The sequence below is a fragment of the Thomasclavelia cocleata genome (assembly GCF_900102365.1).
GTDB lineage: Bacteria > Bacillota_I > Bacilli_A > Erysipelotrichales > Coprobacillaceae > Thomasclavelia > Thomasclavelia cocleata.
The window spans coordinates 70,912-92,370 of sequence record NZ_FOIN01000008.1 but is presented as its reverse complement, the minus strand read 5'-3'; the positions used below and the strand labels follow the sequence as shown (position 1 = coordinate 92,370).

The window sequence follows — 21,459 nt, the reverse complement described above, 5'->3', positions numbered from 1 at the left end:
GACTTCCCATTACGAAAGTAGGTAAGACCCCTTAAAGACGATAAGGTTGATAGGTCAGGAGTGTAAGCATGGCGACATGTTAAGCGGACTGATACTAATAGGTCGAGGACTTAACCTAGAGAAGAAAGGTTAAGGCTTGAGAGAAAAGGAAGACAAAAGACGCAGTAGAACTATTATCCGGTTTTGAGTGATTCTCAAAAGGGATTGCTTAAAAAAGAAGATCTGGTAGCGATAGCATGATGGACACACCTGTACCCATACCGAACACAGAAGTTAAGCATCATAACGGCGAAGATAGTACTGCGGTGCGACAATAGCAAGCTGCCGGTTCTTTTTTTTGTCTTTTTTTGAGTTTGAATTACTGCTTTTAATAACTTCTATTTTGTAGTATAATAACGATGGTGATAAAATGAAAATTAAATTATATTTTGGACAAGAAGATTCAATAAGAAAGTCAGGGATAGGTCGTGCTTTTGTCCATCAAAAAAAAGCACTTGAACTAAATGGAATTCCTTATACTACTGATAAAGATGATTTGGATTATGATATTTTGCATATTAATACTGTCTGGCCAGATAGTTTTAAAATGATAAATCAAGCACGTGATAATAATAAAAAAATTGTGTATCATGCTCATAGTACTGAAGAAGATTTTAAGAATTCATTTATGTTTTCCAATTCGGTTTCTGGTGTTTATAAAAAATGGTTAATTAACCTATACACTAAAGGTGATTATATAATAACTCCTACTCCATATTCAAAAGGTTTATTAGAATCTTATGGAATAAGTATTCCTATAAAAGCTATTTCTAATGGTGTTGATTTGAAACAGTTTAATCCAACTGAAGAACAAATAAAAATGTTTATAGATGAATATAATATAAAAAGTAGTGAAGTTATTATTATATCTGTAGGATGGTTATTTGAACGCAAAGGTTTTGACACTTTTGTTGAAGTTGCAGAGAAACTACCTGATTATAAATTTATGTGGTTTGGAGATGTTAAGTTGTCTCGTCCTACTAAGAAAATTAAAACTTTATTAGATAAACTTCCTAGTAATGTGATTTTGCCTGGATATGTAAGTGGTGATATAATTAAAGGGGCATATGGAAGAAGTAATGTCTTTTTTTTCCCATCACGTGAAGAAACTGAAGGTATAGTTGTATTGGAGGCATTAGCTTGTAAATGTAATATTTTATTACGAGATATTCCAGTATTTTCTAAATGGCTTGAAAATGGTGTAAATTGTTATAAAGGGAACGATACTGATGATTTTGTTGAGCTTATTAATAAAATAGTTTTAGGTAAGTCTCCTAGTTTAGTTAATAACGGATATGAAGTAGCTAAAGAAAGAGAGCTATCTAGAATAGGTAAAGAATTATTAGAGGTGTATGAAGAGACACTAAGACTCTAATTTGAGGTGATTTTATGGATAAAAAGTCGAATAAAAAATATTTTTTAAATATTTTATTGATTTTAACATTAGGGGCTATAGTTATCTATTTAACCATGAAAGATGAATTACAAGCCTCTTTAAAAGCTTTAATGTCTGCTTCACCTATATGGATTATTTTTTCATTTGTACTAATGGGGGTTTATTTTCTTCTTGATGGAATGAATTTATATACTTTTGGGCGTTTATATAAGAAAGATTATAATTATAAACACGGATTTACTAACGCTATTTCTGGAACTTTTTTTAATGGAATAACACCTTTTTCAAGTGGAGGTCAGTTTGCGCAGGTTTATATATTTAATCGTCAAGGAATTACGCCTACTAATTCAGCAAGTATTTTATTAATGGCTTTTATTGTATATCAAAGTGTTTTAGTTCTATTCACAGCAGTTATTATGATATTTAGATATCAAGTTTATAGTGCTGTATACTCAGGTTTTTTTTCATTGGCAATAGTTGGCTTTTTAATTAATTTTTTTGTTATTGCAGGATTGTTTTTGGGAGCAAAGTCAAAATGGCTTCAAAATTTTATTTGTAATAATATTATTAGATTTTTAAGTCGAATTCATATTATAAAGAATTATAAAGATACTACAATTAAAATTTCTCGATCATTAGAAAATTTTAGAAATGAATTAGGTATTTTACAACGTAATAAAACTGTATTAATTAAATCATCAATAATTAATTTATTTAAATTAATTATTATGTATAGTATTCCTTTTTTTGCTGCTAAAGCTCTACATATGGATGTTACAATTTCTCAATTACCAGATTTTATCGGTATTTGCTCATTTGTTTATATGATAACTGCTTTTGTGCCAATACCAGGAGCAAGTGGTGGTAGTGAAGGTGTATATTTTATGTTGTTTTCACCTATATTAGGTACAATTGGGACACCTACAACTATGCTGATATGGCGTTTTATTACATATTATCTAGGTTTAATCGTAGGTGGTTTAGTTTTTACGGTTAATAAAGAAATAAATAGATCGGAGTAAATTATGAAAATAGCTATTTTTTCAGATACATATATCCCCGATATTAATGGGGTGGCGACATCAACAAAGATTTTAAGAGATGAATTGATAAAACATGGTCATGAGGTTGTTGTTGTAACGAGTGAATTACCTAGTGAAAGCGATTATTGTGATGATCCTAGTGATAATATTTTAAGAGTTCCTGGTTTAGAAATTCAAGCATTGTATGGTTATCGTGCTTGTAATATTTATTCATTTAAAGGAATGCGAGAAATTAAGGGGATGAATATTGAAGTGATTCATGTACAGACTGAATTTGGAGTTGGAATTTTTGGTAGAATTGTTGGGGAGTCATTAAATATTCCAGTCGTATATACTTATCATACAATGTGGGCTGATTATTCCCATTATGTAAATCCAGTAAATTCTGGGGCAATAGACGGATTGATAAAAAAAGCGATAACAAGAATTAGTAAATTTTATGGTGATAAAAGTGCAGAATTAATTGTTCCATCAATTAAAACTCAGGAAGCGTTAAAGAAATATGGTTTGAATAAAGATATGCATGTTATTCCAACAGGATTGGAATTAGAAAAATTTGATCCCAAAAATAAAAATGATGAATTGATTAGTAAAATTAAACAACAATATGGAATAAAAGATCAATTTATTATTACTTTTTTAGGACGAATAGCAAAGGAAAAAAGTATTGAAATATTAATCGACGCAATGAAAGAGGTTGTCAAAGAAAATGATAATGTTTTATGCTTGATAGTAGGTGGTGGACCACAACTTGAGGAACTAAAAGAACTAGTAAAGGATGATAATATTAGTAAATATGTAATTTTTACTGGATCTAAACCTGCTAAAGAGGTTCCAAGTTACTATCATCTTTCAAATGTTTTTGTTTCTGCTTCAGTTACTGAAACTCAAGGTTTGACTTATATAGAAGCAATGGCTAGTGGAATACCTGCAATTGCTCGTTATGATAAGAATTTAGAAAATGTCATTATTGATGGAGTAAATGGATATTTCTTTAAAGAGACAGATGAATTAGTTGCTATTTTATTAAAAATGATGAGTAATGATTATTCAAATATGGCTAAAGAAGCGTATTTGAATGCAATGAAATTTAGCAGTGAGGTTTTTTATGAAAAAGTATTAGCTGTGTATCAAAGAGCAATTAATTTGAAACATTATACTTATACTGTTAAATCAATTTATTCAATTAAAAATGGAATAAATGAAGTTGTTTTTTTATTTGATGAAAGTGAAATAATTATTGAAATAAGTGATAAAGTAATAACTGCTTATAAATTAGAACCAGGCAAAGAGATTAATAAAGAAATTTTTGATGTTTTAAAGGATTATGAGCAAGTTACTAGAGCATATAATAAAGCTTTAAAATTACTTACAGTAAAGGATTATACATATAATCAAATGAAAAAGAAATTAATGGACAATGGTGATTATGACGATACTCAACTGGATGCAACTCTAGAATTGCTTCAGGAGAAGAATTTGATAAATGATGAGGCATATACCCTAAACTATTTAAAACGCTGTACACGTTTAGGAATTGGACTAAATAAGGCTATCTATAATTTACGTAGTTATGGTATTAGTAGTGAAATTATTGATCACTGTTTAGAAGAAAATGATGTTGATGATGAATATAATGCAGCTACTGAGATAATTGATACTTATTATAATCGTAATAGTACATTTTCATATAAAGCAATACTTAAAAAAATTCGTGATAAATTATATATCAAAGGTTTTACAACTGAAACAATTGAAAGAGCTTTAGCTGATTATGATTTTGATTTTGATGATCAAAAGGAACAGATGGCATTAGAAAAAGAGTTTATAAAGCAAAAAAAGAAATATTTAAAAAAATATCAAGGAAATCAATTAAAAGAAAAAATTATTGATACCTTACTTAGAAAAGGTTACAATTATGAACATATTAAAGAATTAATTTATAAAGAAGGAGCCTTAAACGATGAATAAGATTAATGAATTAAAGCCTGGTGATGAAAGTATAATTATTGAAGCCTTGATTAATCGTGTAGTTACTGGGAAGACAAATGGTGCAAATCGTTCAACTTATTTAAGCATTACCCTACAAGATACTACAGGAACAATAGATGCCAAACTTTGGAATGCGACTAATGAACAAGTAGAAACGCTTGTTATGGGGAGTGTTGTTCAAGTAAAGGGAGATGTAATTAAGTATAATGAGGATCGTCAGATTAAAATAATTAAAATCCATGTTGCTTCTAATGATCCTAATGAACAAGTAAAATATTTAAAAAGTGCCCCAAAAACTGGTGAAGAATTAATCAAAGATATAAAAGCTTACATTAATCGAATTGATAATCTAAAGTTAAATCAATTAGTTAAAGCATTATTTGATGAACATCTTGAAAAACTTAAAATTTATCCTGCAGCAAGTAAAAATCATCACGAGTATGTATCAGGTCTGGCTCATCATACTTTATGTATGTTAAAAATTGCAGATGCTTTATGTACTTTATATCCATCTTTAAATAAGGATTTATTATTTTCTGGAATTGCACTACATGATTTAGGTAAGACTATAGAATTAAGTGGGCCAGTTGTTCCTGAGTATACAATTGAAGGTAAATTATTAGGACATATTTCAATTTCACAGGCAATGGTAAAAGAGATGGCGGATAAAATGCATATTGAAGGAGAAGAGGTTACTTTGCTTCAACATATGATTTTAGCTCATCATGGTAAAAATGAGTTTGGCTCACCTGTGTTACCTCAAGTAAAAGAAGCTGAAATTGTTTATCTAATTGATAATATGGATGCTAGAATAAATATGTTGGAAAAAGCTTTAGAACTAATTGAACCAGGATCATTTTCAAAACGTGTTTTTGCATTAGAAAATCGTGCTTTTTATAAACCTAAAATGGATTAAAATTATTAGTGATAAAAAGCTGAAATGAACTAACTATAAATAGTTAATTCATCTCAGCTTTTATTTTATTTAAAATAGCATCTAAATTTACCTCGTTACTACGATCAATGAAATTAATTTCTATTTGATCATTTTGATTATAACGAGGAATGATGTGAATATGAAAATGCATTACAGTTTGGCCAGCAGCTTCATTAGCGTTAGTTAAAATATTAACACCTTTAGCATTTAAATTGGTAACAATCATATTCGCAAGCCTTTTAGTTACACTCATTAAGTGGATAAGTGTTTTATCATCTACTTCTAATATATTTTTAAAATGGGCTTTAGGAATAACTAAAGTATGTCCATTAGTAGTTTGACTTAAATCTAAAAAAGCTAAACAAATTTCATCCTCATATACAATTTTTCCTGGTATTTCCTTACTTGCAATTTTACAAAATATACAATTTTCCATAATAATTTTACGTTCCTTTCTACTGCAACTATAGTTATGAATATACTGTCATTGCAAACTTTTATTTTTTGAAGGAGATTTATTACAAAGTATGAGGTGAGTTTTAGAATTTTGCAGTTTGTTTTGTTTGAAACTATATAATAATCTGTACAAAAAAGCATACATGAATAACATTTTACTCTTTCAGCTGTTATAACACCTTTTCTATTATTTAGTAGTGTTGACAAAGAATCATCTATTACAATTATTTTTGAAATTGATATGGATATATCTCAAAGACCAAATCATAGAAAATTTATTTTTGTAAGTAACTCTCATATCTAGATGCAATGAGTTAGTTAGTAAAGAGAAGTTAGTGTTTATCTTAAACCATGTTTTTAATAGGTTGCATGTATAGTTGTAAAAGATAAGAACACTGACAAATACAATAAATTAATTGACATGATAAGAGATATTCTATTATTGTGATAATCAGAAAGATTCTAATCTATATTTATCATAGTTTCAAGATTTGAGAAGTTTTATAGGTGAATTAAAATTACTAAAAACAATCCAAAAATCTATATAATCAGTTGGTTAAGAATTAAGTATATATCAAATAAAACTGAAGCCCCACCTACAATAGAATAGTTTGTAAATTTGGCATAAGAGATATTATGCCCTTTCAACATGTAACTAAATTTAAAATCCTCCATGAATATATTTTAACACATAAAAAAGATAAGGGTAAACCCCTTATCCTAAATAATCTTCATTAGATTCTTTAATTTCATCTTTAATAGCTTCTTCATAGATATCAAAATTATATTGCTTTAAATAATAACTTTCCATTTTAGCTGACATTTCACTTACAGAAGCTAAACCACTTTTAACATCATCTTTTATTTTACTCTTATCACTATTATAAACATAAATAACAGCATATTTAGATTCAGATGTTTTAATTACTTTATTGTAAATACCATCTTTAGTGAATTTATCTAGTTTTTCAATAATTTTTGAATCAACATTAGTAGATTTAGTTGTTACTATTCCAACATCACTACCACTATTTTCAGTCATTACTGTATCAAAGTCAGCACCTTCTTTAACTTTATCAATTAAACTTAAAGCACCAGATTCAGTATCAACAGTAATAATTTTTAAATATTTGACTTTGTATTCTTTAATTAAATCATTATAATTTTTGTCAATATATTTTTCTTTAAGTAAATCTTGTTTAACACCAACAGTTATGATTTTATCAATATACTCTTGTTCATTTTTAAAACCATATTGTTTAGCAACTTCATCTAAACTAGTAGTAGTAAGACTCTCTTTAGTTGAAGCAACTTTTTCATCCACTTTAGTTTTAATTGCTTCTTTATCTGTTACTTCTTGGTCAGCAATATAAGTAAGTGCCAGAGATAAGACTTCAGAACTACCGAATTGTTTTAATAAATGATGATAAATTTCATTATTAGTAATCTTAGTATCTCCAATAGTAATAACAGCTTTATCACCATTACTTACTTCACTTGTATAGTTAATAGCACTAGATGAACCGCAACCTACTAATAAAGTTCCAGCAACAACTAAAGGAATTATATTTTTCTTCATTATTCTGTCCCTCCTCGATTAGTTTCACGTTCTTTCAATGCTTCATCAATGATACCATTAACTAATTTTTTAACATCTTTATCACTATATTTTACATCATATGATTGATATGCAATATATGGAAGGTACATATCATAAGCTAACAATGGACTATCAATTGATAAATCTTTTTTTATAACTTTTTTTATAGCTTCTTTATCAGTACTAGTTACACAAACAAAATAATAACCATCGTTTCCTTTAATTACTTCACTAGTTTCTCCAGGATTTAAAGCTAAAATTTTAGTTTCAACATCTTTTCCATAAATGTTACTGATACCAGTAGTTGAATCAACAACTCCTAAACCACCCTTATTCATTTTGGTAGTAGTATCATCAGAATAGTCTTTAGCAATATCCCCGAATGATTTACTTGATGAAATCAATGCTGTAACCTCATTTAATTTTGTACTTTCTGTTTCAGTAGGGTTTTCTACATCAGCCATTGCAACTTTAATAATACTTGCTTCACGTGGGCTAGCTTGAGTATAATAATCGTCAAAAGTTTTATCAAAATTCTTTTTTACATAATCAAGTAAAAAATTAGATTTTTGATAAGCTTTGACCATAGCTTCACGATATGCATCTAATGATGAATAACCACTAGAAGATAAAATAGTATTTAATTGTTCTTCTGCATTGTCACCATATTGATTTTCGTAATATGCTTTAATTTGATCTACAGTTCGATTAGCATCTGTTTTCATGTCACTGTCAATTGGAAATTTATCATCCATCAATTGTTGTAAAACTGCTTCAAAATAAACACTCTTCCCACTATTTGTATTAGTGATATCTTTAAAGATATCATCAGCAAAAATATTTTTATCCTTTTTATTTTTGCTTAAAGAGGCAACAACATATTTACCATCTTCTTTAACTGTCTTAGAATTACCACATCCAGTTAATAAGAAACTAGTTACTACTAAAGCAGCAGCACATTTTCCTAATTTCATATTTTTCCTCCTTATCTTTTCCATAACGATATGATTATACTATTTTCTTCATCTAATTTCAATAAAATAGGCAAAAACACACTATCAATTGTTATTTTAACATAATTTATAGTATGTAGGTGGTAGGAGGGAATTAGATGAGTAACTGTAAATGCAAAAATGTAAACATGTTTGTACTATTTATTATTTTAGTTATTGTCGGTATCTATTGTTTATAAAAAGGAGGCGATTACAATGGCTTGCCAAGATAACTCTTTTACACTAGTATTAGTATTATTTATTTTATTAGTAATCATTTGTAATATGTGTTAGTAAAAGATGCCAAAAATTGGCATCATAGGCTGTTGGCAAAGTCGGTTTTAAACCAGCTTTGTCATACAGCTTTTTATATTTCCAAAAGTATTAAAAAGAGCAATTCTAGTGTTTTAACATCTAAAATTACTCATATATTGATATTTTTTCCAACTTTCAATTTACTAAAATATTAGATTTTTAAAAATAGGTGGTTTGTATACATCTAAGTGTATCAAGTTGTTATACTATTATAATGATGTTCTTTATAAACTTGATAAGTGACTTTAACACTTACTAGAAGTGGCATAGCAATAACCATGCCTAACATTCCAAATAAAGATGAACCAGATAAGATACCAAAAAGAACCCACATAATTCCTAAATCATTTCGAGAAGAATAGATTTTAGGAGTAATTATATATGACATCACTGTAGATTGAATAAAGATTAGTAAACATAATATTATAATTGTAGTTGTTCCCATTCCTAAAGAAGTAATTAAACCTAAACAATTGGCAGCAATTGGTCCTACATATGGAATAATTGAACTAACACCAGAAACAAATCCCAAAATTAGCCAATTTGGATGACCAATTAATAAATATACTAACATTGTTGTTATTGCTTGAGCAATAGCCCCGATAAAAAATGCTTTAACATATTGAACTAAAGATAAATCAATTTCTTTTAAATATGTAGGAAGACTATGATCAATTTTATGTGCGAGTCTTTTCATTGTCTGGCGAATATTATTAAAATTACTAGACATATAAATAGCTAAAATAAAATAAATCAAGATATTAGTAACATTGATCAATACTTGATTTAAAACATCAATGGTCGTATCTAGTACAGTTGAATCATTAAAAAACTCACTTACGATATTTTGAATATAACTTGTTAGTGAAGAAATATCATAATTAAAATTATTTTTTACAAAAATCCCAATTTCTTTAAGGCCTGCATTAAAGGCAGGAAACATTTCTGAAATACTATCATAAATCATTGGTACAGCTAAAGAAATAATTAAAATTAAAATAGCAAGAGCTGCTAGATATATCAGCATTACTGAAATAGAACGTCTTTTTACATATGTATCAATAAAATTAATTAAGGGATTTAAAACAAATGCAATCGTAAAACCAATAATAAATGGTCGAGAAACTAACCAAATAGCACTGATAACTCCATTCCATAATTCGTGTGTTGCAATAATCAACAGCATAATAACAAGAACGATCATAATATTTAATAAGGTATGTGTAATTTTTTTTGAAGAAATGATTCGTAAAAACTTATTAAAAAAATCCATTTTCACACCTCCGTTACATATAAATATACCACAATTTGGTTATAATATAAATTGAAATAGATTTCTATTTTAGAAAAGAGCAAATTTTTAATTAATAATTATCATTTTATTTGTTTTTTAATTACTTATTTAGTAGAATTAATTAGAAAATAGAAAGGGGCTTAATTATGTCAACTTTAAAAATAAAAGATTTACATGTAAGTATTGGTGAAAAAGAAATTCTTAAAGGAATTAATTTGACTATTAATACAGGTGAAATTCATGCTATTATGGGACCAAATGGTAATGGTAAATCAACGCTATTATCAGTTATTATGGGACACCCTAAATATACAGTTACAAAAGGAACAATACATATCGATGATCAAAACGTTTTAGAAATGAGTGTTGATGAAAGAAGTAAAGCAGGAATTTTCTTAGGAATGCAGTATCCTCAAGAAATTCCTGGTGTAACAACATCTGATTTTCTACGAGCAGCAGTAAATGCACATCAAGAAAAACCAGTTTCATTATTTAAATTTGTAAGAAATTTAGAAAAAAATATTGCAGATTTAAAAATGGATGAAAATTTAGCACATCGTTATCTAAATGAAGGTTTTTCTGGAGGAGAGAAAAAACGCAACGAAATACTGCAAATGAAGTTGTTACAACCAAAATTTGCATTATTAGATGAAATTGATTCAGGTCTAGACGTGGATGCTTTGAAAATTGTTGCTAATGCGATTGGTGAAATGAAATCAAATGATTTTGCCTGTGTTATGGTATCACATTATGAGCGTTTATTTGAGTTAGTACCACCAAGTCATGTTCATGTACTAGTAAATGGAAGAATTATTTTAAGTGGTGGTAAAGAAGTAGTAGAAAAAATTGATCAAGAAGGTTATGAATGGGTAAAAGAATTAGGGGTTGAAGTTTTAACTGAAGAAAAGAAACCGATTTTACTTGAAAGTTGTGCTAATAAAGAAAGAATGAAAACTAAATAATGAATCAATTACAGGGTATTAAAAATTATTTAGTTGTTCAAAACGGCACAATTATATGTCATAAATGTAATGATCAAGTTGAAGTCAATGATAATAAGATTATTGTTGATAACGCTTCATCATTACAAATTATTTATCTTATTGATCAAGAAGGAAAGTATTCAATAGATTTAACAATCAAAGGATCGTTAGAATTAATTGAAACATATGATTTAAAAACAAACGCAACACTTGTTAAAAATATTGAAATATCAAAAAATGCAAATGTTTTAAGATATGCTGATAATCAAAGTGATGCTTTAATTCAGACAAAAGTTATTGAAAATGTTAAAGTAGAACGAGATGGCAATGTCAAATGTGCATATGTTGAATTAGCAGCAAACAGCATTGAAATGGAAATAAACTATGCATTGATTGGTGAAAATGCTAGTGCTATGATTCGTCTAGCAGCACTTGCTAGAAATGTAGAAAAAAAACATATTACTTTATCATTAGTTCATGAGGCTCCATATACTACAGGAATTATGGATAATTATGGTGTCGTAAAAAATCAAGCTGGTTTAGTTATTGATGGAATAGGAACAATAAAAAAAGCTAACCATCAATCAAGCAGTCATCAAACAAATAAGATTATTGTATTTGATAAAGATTGTAGAGCTAAAGCTAATCCATATTTATACATTGATGAATATGATGTTAAAGCAAGTCATGGTGCTAGTGTTGGTAAAATTGATGAAGAACACTTATATTATTTACAGTCAAGAGGATTAAGTAAAGAAGATGCTATGCATTTAGTTACTTATGGTTATTTTATCCCTGTTCTTGAGTTTATTGACAATGATGAGTTAAAAGAATTATTTAATGATACGTTAAAAGAGAAGGTGGGTATCTAATGTTAGATGTAATGAAGATTCGCCAGGATTTTCCAATGTTGAATGGAACTAAAATGCATGGACAGCCATTAATTTATTTTGATAATGGGGCAACAACATTAAAACCCCAATGTGTAATTGATGCTGTTTGTGATTATTTAACTAACTATTCAGGTAATGCACATCGTGGTGATTATGATCTTTCTCATGATGTTGATACTCAATTTGAAAAGACTCGTAAGCTTGTTGCACAATTAATTAATTGTGATCATCATGAAGTTGTTTATACATATGGATCAACTGATAGTTTAAATCTAGTTGCTTTTGGCTATGGAATGACACATCTGAATAAAGATGATGAGATATTGTTAACTGTTGCAGAACATGCATCTAATACTTTGCCATGGTTTGAAGTTTGTGACACTATTGGTAGTGTTGTTAAATATATTGATTTAAACGAAGAAGGAGCAGTTACTTTAGAAAATGTCGCTAAAGCGATAACTGATAAAACTAAGATTATTTCAATTGCACAAGTATCTAACGTTTTAGGTTTTAATGCTCCAATTAAAGAGATTTGTAAACTTGCACATGAAAAGGGGATTATTGTTTGTGTAGATGGAGCCCAAAGTATACCTCATCAAAAAGTCGATGTAAAAGATTTAGATGTTGATTTTCTTGTCTTTTCGGGACATAAAATGTGCGGTTCTACTGGGGTAGGAATTCTTTATGGTAAATATAATTTATTACAAGAAACAAAGCCAACTCGTTGGGGTGGTGGAAGTAATTCTAGATATAAAAGTTGTGGACTAGTTAAATTGAAAACTGCTCCTGCTAAGTTTGAAGCGGGTACTCCTAATATTGAAGGAGTAATTGGTTTAGGGGCTGCAATTGAATATCTAATGGCGATAGGAATGGATAATATTCATCAATATGAATTAAAACTACGTCAATATGCAGTAGAAAAGTTGTTGGAATTAGATAATATTGAAGTATATAATCCAAATAGTCATGGTGCAATTGCTTTTAATATCAAAGGGGTTTTTAGTCAAGATGGAGCTTCATTATTTAATACACATGGTATTGCTATTAGGGCAGGTCAGCATTGTGCTAAAATTCTTGATGAATTTTTGGGGATTAGTCAAACTTTAAGAGCTTCATTTTATTTTTATAATACATTTGAAGAAATTGATAAATTTATTGAGGTTTGTAAGAAAGGGGATGACTTTTTAGATGCCTTCTTTGGATAGTATGATGATGCGACAAATAATTATGGATCACTATGAATCACCACGTAATCATGGTTTGGTTGATGATGATAATTATAAATTTGTAAATATGGATTCAGAAACATGTATAGATGATATTGATATTCAGGCTTTAGTTGAAGATGGAATTATTAAAGATATTCGCTTTGATGGTGAAGCTTGTGCTATTTGTACTGCTAGTACTTCAATTATGACAGAGTTATTAATTGGAAAAACTATTGATGAAGCTAAAGTTATTATTGAAAATTATTATAATATGATATATGAAAAGGATTATGATCCTGAAATTCTTGAAGAGGCAATTGCTTTTATGAATACTCATAAACAAGCTAATCGAATAAAATGTGCAACTTTAGGATGGACAGGAATTAAACAAATCCTCGAGCAAGAATAGGAGGAAATATATGTCTGATATAAAAAATGAAATTCCTGATCAAGAATATGCTTATGGATTTAATGATGGTGATGTTTCAGTTTTTAAGACTCCCAAAGGAATTAATGAAGAAATTGTTACTGAAATATCAAAGATTAAAAATGAACCTGAGTGGATGCTTGAATACCGGTTAAAGTCTTATCGGTGTTTCATGGATAAACCAATGCCTACTTGGGGTGTTGATTTAAGTCGAGTTGATTTTGATGAATATACATACTATATTCGTCCTAGTGATAAACAAACAAATAAATGGGAAGAAGTCCCTGAAACAATTAAAGAAACTTTTAATAAATTAGGTATTCCTGAGGCTGAACAGAAGTATTTATCAGGTGTAAGTACTCAATATGAATCAGAAGTTGTTTATCATAATATGTTAAAAGAAGTTAATGAAAAAGGTGTTATTTTCTTAGATATTGATAGTGGATTAAGAGAATATCCAGAATTATTTAAAGAATATTTTGATACGGTTATTCCTTATAATGATAATAAGTTTTCAGCTTTAAATGGTGCTGTTTGGTCAGGGGGATCGTTTATTTATGTACCTCCAGGAGTAAAATTAGAAAAACCTTTACAGTCTTATTTTAGAATAAATTCAGAACAAATGGCTCAGTTTGAAAGAACTTTGATTATTGTAGATGAAGGAGCTGATATTCATTATGTTGAAGGATGTACAGCACCAAGTTATTCTAAAGATTCTTTACATGCTGGAGTTGTTGAAATCGTTGTTAAAGAAGGGGCAAAATGTCGCTATACTACGATTCAAAACTGGTCAAATAATATTTTAAATCTTGTTACACAAAGGGCAAAAGTATTTAAGAATGGTTCAATGGAATGGGTCGACGGTAATATTGGAAGTGCTGTAACAATGAAATATCCTACTTGTATGTTAATGGAAGAAGGAGCAAAAGGTTCATGTATTACAATTGCTGTAGCAGGTGAAAATCAAATCATGGACTCAGGTTCAAAAATGATTCATTTAGCACCTAATACATCTAGCAGTATTGTTTCTAAGTCAGTATCTAGAAGAGGGGGTAAAGTTAATTATCGGGGAATGGTACAACATGGTAAAAAGGCATTTAATGCCAAAAGTAAAGTTGAATGTGATACTTTAATACTTGATGATATTTCTACAAGTGATACCATACCAGTTAACTGGATGATGAATAATGAATCAATTATTGAACATGAAGCAACAGTATCAAAGGTTTCAGAAGAACAATTATTTTATTTAATGTCTCGTGGTTTAACAAAAAAAGAAGCAATGGAGATGATCGTTATGGGATTTATTGAGCCATTTGCACGTGAGTTACCAATGGAGTATGCAGTTGAGTTAAATCAGTTAATAAAACTAGATTTTGGAGATCAAGGGATTGGATAAAGCAAAATTACGAAAAGAAATGATTCAAACAAGATTAGATTTAAGTAGTGAAATATACACTGTTAAATCTAATCTTATTATTTCTAAATTAAAAAATCATCCTGATTTTATCAACGCTAAGACCATTGGGATTTATGTATCTTTTAAAAATGAAGTTAATACTACTAATTTAATTGAAGAGATGGTAAAAATAAAAAAAATATGTGTGCCAAAAACAAAGAATCATAAAATGGATTTTTATTTGATTGATTCATTAGAAGAACTAAAATTAGGAACTTATGGCATTTTAGAACCTCATAATAATAGACTTGTAAATAAAAATAAAATTGATTTATTAATTGTTCCAATAGTAGCATATGATAAAAATCATAATCGTTTAGGGTATGGTGGCGGCTATTATGATCGTTATCTAAAGGATTATTGTGGTAATGTGATTGGTTTAGCATTTAACTTTCAACAAGTAGAAAAGTTACCAGTTGAAAAGTTTGATTTACCAATAAAAATAATAATTGATGAAAAATAGATTTAGGTTTGATATAATGATGAATATAAAGTAAGGTGAAATTATGTCAAGAGAGAAAACACTAGTCAAAAATACATTAATTATGGCAATCGGAACTTTTTTGCCAAGAATTATCAATTTATTAACCACACCAATTATTACTGGTGCTACAACAGGTGCTCAGTTTGGGCAATTGGATTTAGTAACAACAACGATTCTTTCGTTTATAGTTCCGTTATGTACGTTGCAGCTTGAACAAGCATTATTTAGATTTCTAGTTGATGCTAAGAGTATAAAAGAACAAAGATATGTGATTACTAATGGCTATGCAATGATTTTTACATTGATGCTGCTTGTTGGAATTATTTGCTTCTTTGTTCCAATAGATTTATTTAATGGTAGTTATAAATTTTTGGTTATAGGATATATTTGGATTGAAATTATAGCTACAACATCTAGATTTGTTTTAAGAGCTTTTTCAAAGTATAAAGAATATTCTGTTTTAGCAGCATTAGTTGTTATTGTTAATTTTATTGTAGTAGCAATATGTTTGTTATGGCTTAAAACTGGGTATATTGGAGTATTAATTGCTTTAACAATTGCTGATATAGTAGGATTTATATATGTATTATTTGTGTGTAATATATTTAGTTATTTTAATTTGAAATATTTTAGATTAGAATATGCTTCTAGAATGTTACAATATGCTTTACCGTTTATTCCTAATACTGTATCATGGTATATTAATCAATTATCAGATCGCTGGATAATTTCGATTTTTTTAGGTGCTGGTCCAAATGGAATATATGCACTTGCAAATAAGATACCTTCAATTGTTAATATCTTATATCCTGCTTTTAATCTTGCTTGGACTGATTCAGCAACAAGGAGTGTAAATGATCCTGATAGTGCAAAATATTATAATCATATGTTTAAAATGTTATTTTGTATAGTCTCAGCTGGAACTGTTTTACTTTTGGCTGCTTCACCTATTATTTTTGAAATTTTATGTCGTAACAAGTCATTAGCAAGTGCATTTGATTATACACCAACATTAATTATTGCTACTTATTTTTATTGTTTTTCACAATTTTTTGGAAGTATCTATGTAGCTGTAAAGAGTGCTAAAAATATGTCGATTACAACAACAATGGCAGCAGTAGTAAATATTTCGATTAATTTATTTTTAATAAAAATAATTGGTGTTCAAGCAGCTGTAATCTCAACTTTAGTAGCTAACTTATTTTTGGCTGGTTACCGATTTTTTGATTTGAATAAAAATTATTATCGCTTGAGAATAAATAAGCGTTTAACAATTTTAACAGTTATTGTAATTACAATTATTTCACTATTAGCATGGTCTAATGACCCAATTCTTTGGGGATTGGATGTTGTACTAGCTATTGGGTATGCATATTTTATTTCTGGAGATATATTTGTGGGAATGATTAAATCTTTTTTAAAAAAAGGGTAATTTATAAATAGCTAAAAACTAGACAATGTTTTTAGCTATTTTATTTAAGGGAAAATTTATTTATAAAATTCCTATCTGATAGAAAAAAAGTATGCTACAATTTATAAGGAAATTCTATGTTTATAAGAATGGGGGATGGATAGATGTATACAATAGTAATTGCAGATGATGAAGTAGCTTTACGTCAGGCAATGATCAAGAGAATCGATTGGAAGTCAATCGGATTTGAGGTAATTGGTGAGGCGGAAAATGGAGTAGAAGCATTAGAGTTAGTAGAACGTTTAGAACCAGATCTTTTATTGACTGATATTAAAATGCCATTTATCTCTGGAATAAATTTAGCTAGAAAGGTACGAGAAATTAGACCTGCGATGCAAATTGCTTTTTTGAGTGGTTATGATGATTTTAGCTATGCTCAACAGGCCATAAAATATAATATTATTAAATATCTATTAAAACCAATATCCTCAAAAGAATTAACAAAAGAATTAGTTGACATAAAGGAAAAGATGGATGTTATAAATCAATCATTTGTTTCATCATTTGAGGTTGATCAACAACAGTTGTTAGTAGAAAGATTATTAACACCTCTAGTCCTTGATTCTGATTTTGTTATTGATGAAAAGCAAAGTGGATATGAAAGTTATCTTAATCAAGAAGCTGTTCAATTAGAAGTACGTGCTAGTTTAGAAGAAAAAACAAGATATTTAGTTATGGTAATTCGTTATTTTGATAAAAGAAGAAAAAATATTACAGATCGTAATCATTTACTAGGGATAAAAGGAATTGTTAAAAAGTATTTAAGGTTTGGAAGCTTTTATTCTGGTAAAAAGATTATTACTTTGCTTTCTGGACAAGCCTGGGAAATTGAAAAGTATGTTAATATCATTGTCAATGAAATAGTTCAAAGTAGTGAAAGAATTTTGTGTGCAGATTGTTATTTGGGTCTCAGTAGTATTAGCGATTCGTTAATGAAAGCAAATCTTCTTTATAGTGAAGCAATGAGTGCAGTTGAGTATGGACAAGGCTCTAGGCGAAGTATTAATTTTATTGGTGATATTAAACGTACTTCGATGATCTGTTATGAGGATGTAGATAAAATTGCTAGTAAAATAGAAAAGTTAATCAAATCAGGAGGGACTGATGAGATTGAGTTATATCTTTCTAGTATCTTTGTAATGTTTATTGATCAAGGGGCTACAAGAGCAGATATTGATTTGTTAATGATAAGAATTATTTCTTCTACTTGTGCTCTTGTTTATTCAGTTTGTGATGCTAAATCTTCGGCTTTGTTTTTTAATAAAGCATCTGAATTATCAAGTATTTTTAATAAACATTCTTTTAATGAAAAAAGAATGGATTTAATTGGGTTTTGTTTGTTATCAAAGAGTCTTATAAAGAAGCAAAAGAAGATGAACAGTGAAGTTATTTGTGATGAATTAATGGAAATCATTGATAAAGAATATGGTAATGAAGAATTATCTTTAGGTGTTGTTAGTGAGTCCTTACATGTAAGTATTAGCTATTTAAGTTCACTTGTTAAAAAGAATATGGGGGAAACTTTTATTACTTTACTGACTAAAAAGAGAATGGAAGTAGCAAAAGAGCTTGTATTGTATTCATCAGCTAAAGTATTAGAAATAGCTTATAAATGCGGATATAGTGATCAGCATTATTTTAGTTACTGTTTTAAAAAACAATATGGAATTTCGCCTAATAAAATGAGAGAACAAAATCTGGTGAGCAGTAATGAAAAATAAAAAAAAGGATCTTTCAATATCAATTTATTTATTATTGTTTATTGTAAGCGTTATTATAGTTGTTGTACTTCTTTTAACAATTTCGTTTAGGCAGGTTTTAAAAGATAGCTTATTATCTGTAGCTCAAACAAATTCTGAACAGTCAGTTACTCAAGTATTAAATACTATTGAAAATTATTCAAATGATATTGTAAATAAAATGAAAAGTATGTCATTAATTATTAATGAATCTACAGATACTTTTAATATTAAAGAACAAATGGAAACGATGGTAAATATTAATGAAGATATTGTTTCCATTATAATTTATGATATGGAGGGTAATATTTTAGATTATCAAAGTAATACACCATTAAAAACAGATTTCAATCAAAATTTATCCTTTGATAAAAGACTATTTAATAGTAATAATGAATATGTAATTACATCGCCACATGTACAAAATCTTTTTGATGGAGAATATCCTTGGGTTGTAACAGTTTGTCAAAAGCAATGGTCTAGTAGTCATGATAAACTTGTTTATGTAGCGATGGATATTCGATTTGTTTCGATTGCTCGATATATTGATGATGTAGGAATTGGTGAGCATGGTTATTGTTTTATTGTTAATAAAAATGATGATCTAGTTTATCATCCATTACAGCAGTTAATTTATTTAGATGTAAAAAAAGAAAAGATAGATGAAGTTATTAGTTATCGTGAAGGTAATACTATCAATGATGGTGTAATTTATACTGTTAAAGATGTTTCAAAATTTGATTGGCGTGTTGTTGGGGTTAGTTATGTTGATGAATTGGTTGACGATAGAGCAATAACTGCAATTGAAATTATTATTATTATTGCATTAGTAGTAATGATATTTGCAATTATAATCTTATTTGTTTTATCAAATAAATTGACTAAGCCAGTACGTTCTCTTGTGGATGCTATGAGTATATTTGAAAAAAATGCTGTTGATTTTAAATATACTCCTGTAAGAGGGGCTAGTGAATTTAATAAACTATCTAGTTCTTTTGAACATATGGTCATTCAAATTCAAGAGTTGATGGATAAAGTAAAAAAAGAAGAAGTTGCTTTACGTAAAACTGAATTAAAAGCATTACAGGCACAAATTAATCCACATTTTCTATATAATACATTGGATTCTATTCAATGGATGTGTGAAGAAGAAAAAACCGAAGATGCTATTACGATGGTTGGGGCTTTAGCACAGTTATTTAGAATTAGTATTTCTAAAGGTTATGAACTTATTCCAATCGAAAAGGAAATACAGCATGCTAAAAACTATTTAGTTATTCAAAGTTACCGTTATAAAGATCAATTTACTTATTGTTTCGATATTGATGAGGAAGTATTACCATATTTATGTAATAAAATAACAATTCAACCAATTATTGAAAATGCATTATATCATGGAATATCAAGAATGGTTGATGAAGGAGAAATTTTAATATCTGTCCACAAAGTTAATGATGATATTATTATAAAAATAAAAGATAATGGTGTTGGAATGAGTGAGGAACAAGTTGAAAGTATTTTAAAAAAAGAACGAACAGATAGTAAAGGAATCGGAGTTAAAAATGTTAATGACCGAATCAAAATATATTTTGGTGATGATTATGGTATTGTCGTTGAAAGTGAGTTAGATGTTGGAACAATGATTACAATTAAGATTCCTGCGGTAATGGAGGATCGATATAGTGTATAAAAAGACAAAAAAGATATTTATTGTAATTACGATGATATTTTCTTTAGCTGGTTGTAATTCAGTGAATCAAAAAATAAAAGTAGCAGTTATTGTTAAATCGACAACTTCACAGTTTTTTAAATCTGTTTTTTCTGGTGCTAATGCAGCTAGTAAAGAGTATAATCTTGAGCTTGCCTTTGATGGACCAGAAAATGAAGAAGATTATGCGTCGCAGATAGAAATGATGGAAAAGGCAATTAAGGATAAAGTAGATGCAATTGTTTTATCAGCTATTGATTATCGTAAATTAGTGGTTAGTGTTGAAAATGCGATTGAAGCAGGAATCGAAGTTGTGATTATTGATAGTGATGTTGATTCAAAAAAAATTCATACTAGAATAAGTACAAATAATTATGAAGCGGGAAAAATGGCAGGAGATACAGTTTTAAAATTAGGTAGTAATGTATATAATGTTGGAATCGTAAATTTTGATGTTAATACTGCAAATGGACAGGAACGGGAACGAGGGTTAAGAAGTGTTCTGAGTAAAGATGAACGAGTATTATCTTTGGAAACAATTAATGTTCAGTCTGATATTCCTTCTTCCATTCAAGCTACTAAAGATATTTTATTAAAATATCCTGATATTAATGTAATTGTTACATTTAATGAATGGACTACTTTAGGGGTTGGTTATGCAATTGAGCAATTAGGATATGAAGATAAGGTTTCTGTTATTGGATTTGATAACAATATAGTTTCAATTAAAATGTTAGAAACAGAGGTTGTTGATGCATTGATTGTTCAAAATCCTTTTGCAATTGGTTATTTAGGCGTTGAACAAGCATATTATTTATCTCGAAAACAAGGGGGCGAAGAGCGAATTTATACAAAGACTGTTGTGATTAATAAAGAGAATATGTTTGAAAAAGGAAATCAAAAAATTGTTTTTCCATTTAATTAATCTTCCTATAAAAGGAAGATTTTTTCTTTGAAATTAAAGAATATCTCACAAATTAACCATGTTAATAATAATTTATTTAATTAGGTGTAGATTTTTAC

Annotated in this window: 19 protein-coding genes and 2 rRNA genes; 17 read left to right on the top strand and 4 right to left on the bottom strand. The window is 28.5% G+C overall.

The genetic code is table 11. The features are described 5' to 3' along the window. The 6 genes from BMW96_RS05315 to BMW96_RS05290 form a co-directional block, all read left to right on the top strand. A 23S ribosomal RNA gene (locus BMW96_RS05315) occupies positions 1 to 118 on the top strand; the annotation flags it as partial. Between the two features lie 103 nt (positions 119 to 221). After that, a 5S ribosomal RNA gene (gene rrf / locus BMW96_RS05310) occupies positions 222 to 330 on the top strand. Between the two features lie 79 nt (positions 331 to 409). Next, positions 410 to 1,414 carry an LTA glycolipid anchor biosynthesis glycosyltransferase, IagA/BgsA family gene (locus BMW96_RS05305; RefSeq protein WP_092353244.1) on the top strand — a complete coding sequence of 335 codons (1,005 nt, stop codon included), beginning with the start codon at positions 410 to 412 and terminating at the stop codon, positions 1,412 to 1,414. Between the two features lie 14 nt (positions 1,415 to 1,428). Then, on the top strand, positions 1,429 to 2,457 hold the full coding sequence (locus BMW96_RS05300) for a lysylphosphatidylglycerol synthase transmembrane domain-containing protein (protein ID WP_092353242.1): 1,029 nt from the start codon (positions 1,429 to 1,431) through the stop codon (positions 2,455 to 2,457). Positions 2,458 to 2,460: 3 nt separating this feature from the next. After that, on the top strand, positions 2,461 to 4,449 hold the full coding sequence (locus BMW96_RS05295; protein WP_092353240.1) for a glycosyltransferase: 1,989 nt from the start codon (positions 2,461 to 2,463) through the stop codon (positions 4,447 to 4,449). Further along, positions 4,442 to 5,386, top strand: coding sequence for an OB-fold nucleic acid binding domain-containing protein (locus tag BMW96_RS05290; protein ID WP_092353238.1), 945 nt, complete (start codon positions 4,442 to 4,444; stop codon positions 5,384 to 5,386). Before BMW96_RS05295 ends, BMW96_RS05290 begins: the two co-directional genes overlap by 8 nt. Before the next feature lie 43 nt (positions 5,387 to 5,429). Here the strand turns inward: BMW96_RS05290 and BMW96_RS05285 are convergent, their stop codons facing one another. The 3 genes from BMW96_RS05285 to BMW96_RS05275 form a co-directional block, all read right to left on the bottom strand. Then, positions 5,430 to 5,885 (bottom strand): HIT family protein, encoded by a 456-nt coding sequence (locus BMW96_RS05285; protein WP_257606897.1) that lies wholly within the window; start codon positions 5,883 to 5,885, stop codon positions 5,430 to 5,432. Positions 5,886 to 6,578: 693 nt separating this feature from the next. Further along, complete coding sequence (locus BMW96_RS05280; protein WP_092353234.1) at positions 6,579 to 7,442, bottom strand: hypothetical protein; 864 nt, start codon at positions 7,440 to 7,442, stop codon at positions 6,579 to 6,581. Then, positions 7,442 to 8,437 carry a peptidylprolyl isomerase gene (locus tag BMW96_RS05275; RefSeq protein ID WP_092353232.1) on the bottom strand — a complete coding sequence of 332 codons (996 nt, stop codon included), beginning with the start codon at positions 8,435 to 8,437 and terminating at the stop codon, positions 7,442 to 7,444. The genes BMW96_RS05280 and BMW96_RS05275 overlap by 1 nt, the downstream gene beginning before the upstream one ends. A gap of 234 nt (positions 8,438 to 8,671) precedes the next feature. Here BMW96_RS05275 and BMW96_RS14780 point away from each other — a divergent pair, with 234 nt between their 5' ends. Continuing rightward, on the top strand, positions 8,672 to 8,749 hold the full coding sequence (locus BMW96_RS14780) for a YjcZ family sporulation protein (RefSeq protein WP_081721172.1): 78 nt from the start codon (positions 8,672 to 8,674) through the stop codon (positions 8,747 to 8,749). Positions 8,750 to 8,963: 214 nt separating this feature from the next. Here the strand turns inward: BMW96_RS14780 and BMW96_RS05265 are convergent, their stop codons facing one another. Next, a complete protein-coding gene (locus BMW96_RS05265) occupies positions 8,964 to 10,043 on the bottom strand; it encodes an AI-2E family transporter (protein WP_092353228.1) in 1,080 nt (359 codons plus the stop codon). 167 nt (positions 10,044 to 10,210) lie between these two features. Between BMW96_RS05265 and sufC the strand changes: the two genes are divergently transcribed. The 10 genes from sufC (at position 10,211) to BMW96_RS05215 (ending at position 21,361) form a co-directional block, all read left to right on the top strand. Beyond that, entirely contained in the window at positions 10,211 to 11,026 is an 816-nt protein-coding gene (gene sufC, locus BMW96_RS05260; RefSeq protein WP_092353226.1) for a Fe-S cluster assembly ATPase SufC, read from the top strand. Continuing rightward, a complete protein-coding gene (locus BMW96_RS05255) occupies positions 11,026 to 11,919 on the top strand; it encodes a SufD family Fe-S cluster assembly protein (RefSeq protein WP_092353224.1) in 894 nt (297 codons plus the stop codon). The genes sufC and BMW96_RS05255 overlap by 1 nt, the downstream gene beginning before the upstream one ends. Next, positions 11,919 to 13,145, top strand: coding sequence for an aminotransferase class V-fold PLP-dependent enzyme (locus BMW96_RS05250; protein WP_092353222.1), 1,227 nt, complete (start codon positions 11,919 to 11,921; stop codon positions 13,143 to 13,145). Before BMW96_RS05255 ends, BMW96_RS05250 begins: the two co-directional genes overlap by 1 nt. After that, the gene (gene sufU, locus BMW96_RS05245) at positions 13,129 to 13,557 is read left to right on the top strand and encodes a Fe-S cluster assembly sulfur transfer protein SufU (RefSeq protein WP_092353220.1); all 429 of its coding nucleotides are present in this window, start codon (positions 13,129 to 13,131) and stop codon (positions 13,555 to 13,557) included. The genes BMW96_RS05250 and sufU overlap by 17 nt, the downstream gene beginning before the upstream one ends. A gap of 10 nt (positions 13,558 to 13,567) precedes the next feature. Continuing rightward, entirely contained in the window at positions 13,568 to 14,974 is a 1,407-nt protein-coding gene (sufB, locus tag BMW96_RS05240; protein WP_092353218.1) for a Fe-S cluster assembly protein SufB, read from the top strand. Next, positions 14,967 to 15,497, top strand: a complete 531-nt coding sequence (locus BMW96_RS05235) for a 5-formyltetrahydrofolate cyclo-ligase (protein ID WP_092353216.1) — start codon at positions 14,967 to 14,969, stop codon at positions 15,495 to 15,497. Before sufB ends, BMW96_RS05235 begins: the two co-directional genes overlap by 8 nt. 43 nt (positions 15,498 to 15,540) lie before the next feature. Then, positions 15,541 to 16,950, top strand: coding sequence for a lipopolysaccharide biosynthesis protein (locus BMW96_RS05230; protein ID WP_092353214.1), 1,410 nt, complete (start codon positions 15,541 to 15,543; stop codon positions 16,948 to 16,950). A gap of 143 nt (positions 16,951 to 17,093) precedes the next feature. Further along, the gene (locus BMW96_RS05225; RefSeq protein WP_092353212.1) at positions 17,094 to 18,710 is read left to right on the top strand and encodes a response regulator transcription factor; all 1,617 of its coding nucleotides are present in this window, start codon (positions 17,094 to 17,096) and stop codon (positions 18,708 to 18,710) included. Then, the gene (locus BMW96_RS05220) at positions 18,700 to 20,418 is read left to right on the top strand and encodes a cache domain-containing sensor histidine kinase (RefSeq protein WP_092353210.1); all 1,719 of its coding nucleotides are present in this window, start codon (positions 18,700 to 18,702) and stop codon (positions 20,416 to 20,418) included. Before BMW96_RS05225 ends, BMW96_RS05220 begins: the two co-directional genes overlap by 11 nt. Continuing rightward, entirely contained in the window at positions 20,411 to 21,361 is a 951-nt protein-coding gene (locus BMW96_RS05215; RefSeq protein ID WP_092353208.1) for a substrate-binding domain-containing protein, read from the top strand. Before BMW96_RS05220 ends, BMW96_RS05215 begins: the two co-directional genes overlap by 8 nt. Positions 21,362 to 21,459: the final 98 nt, after the last annotated feature.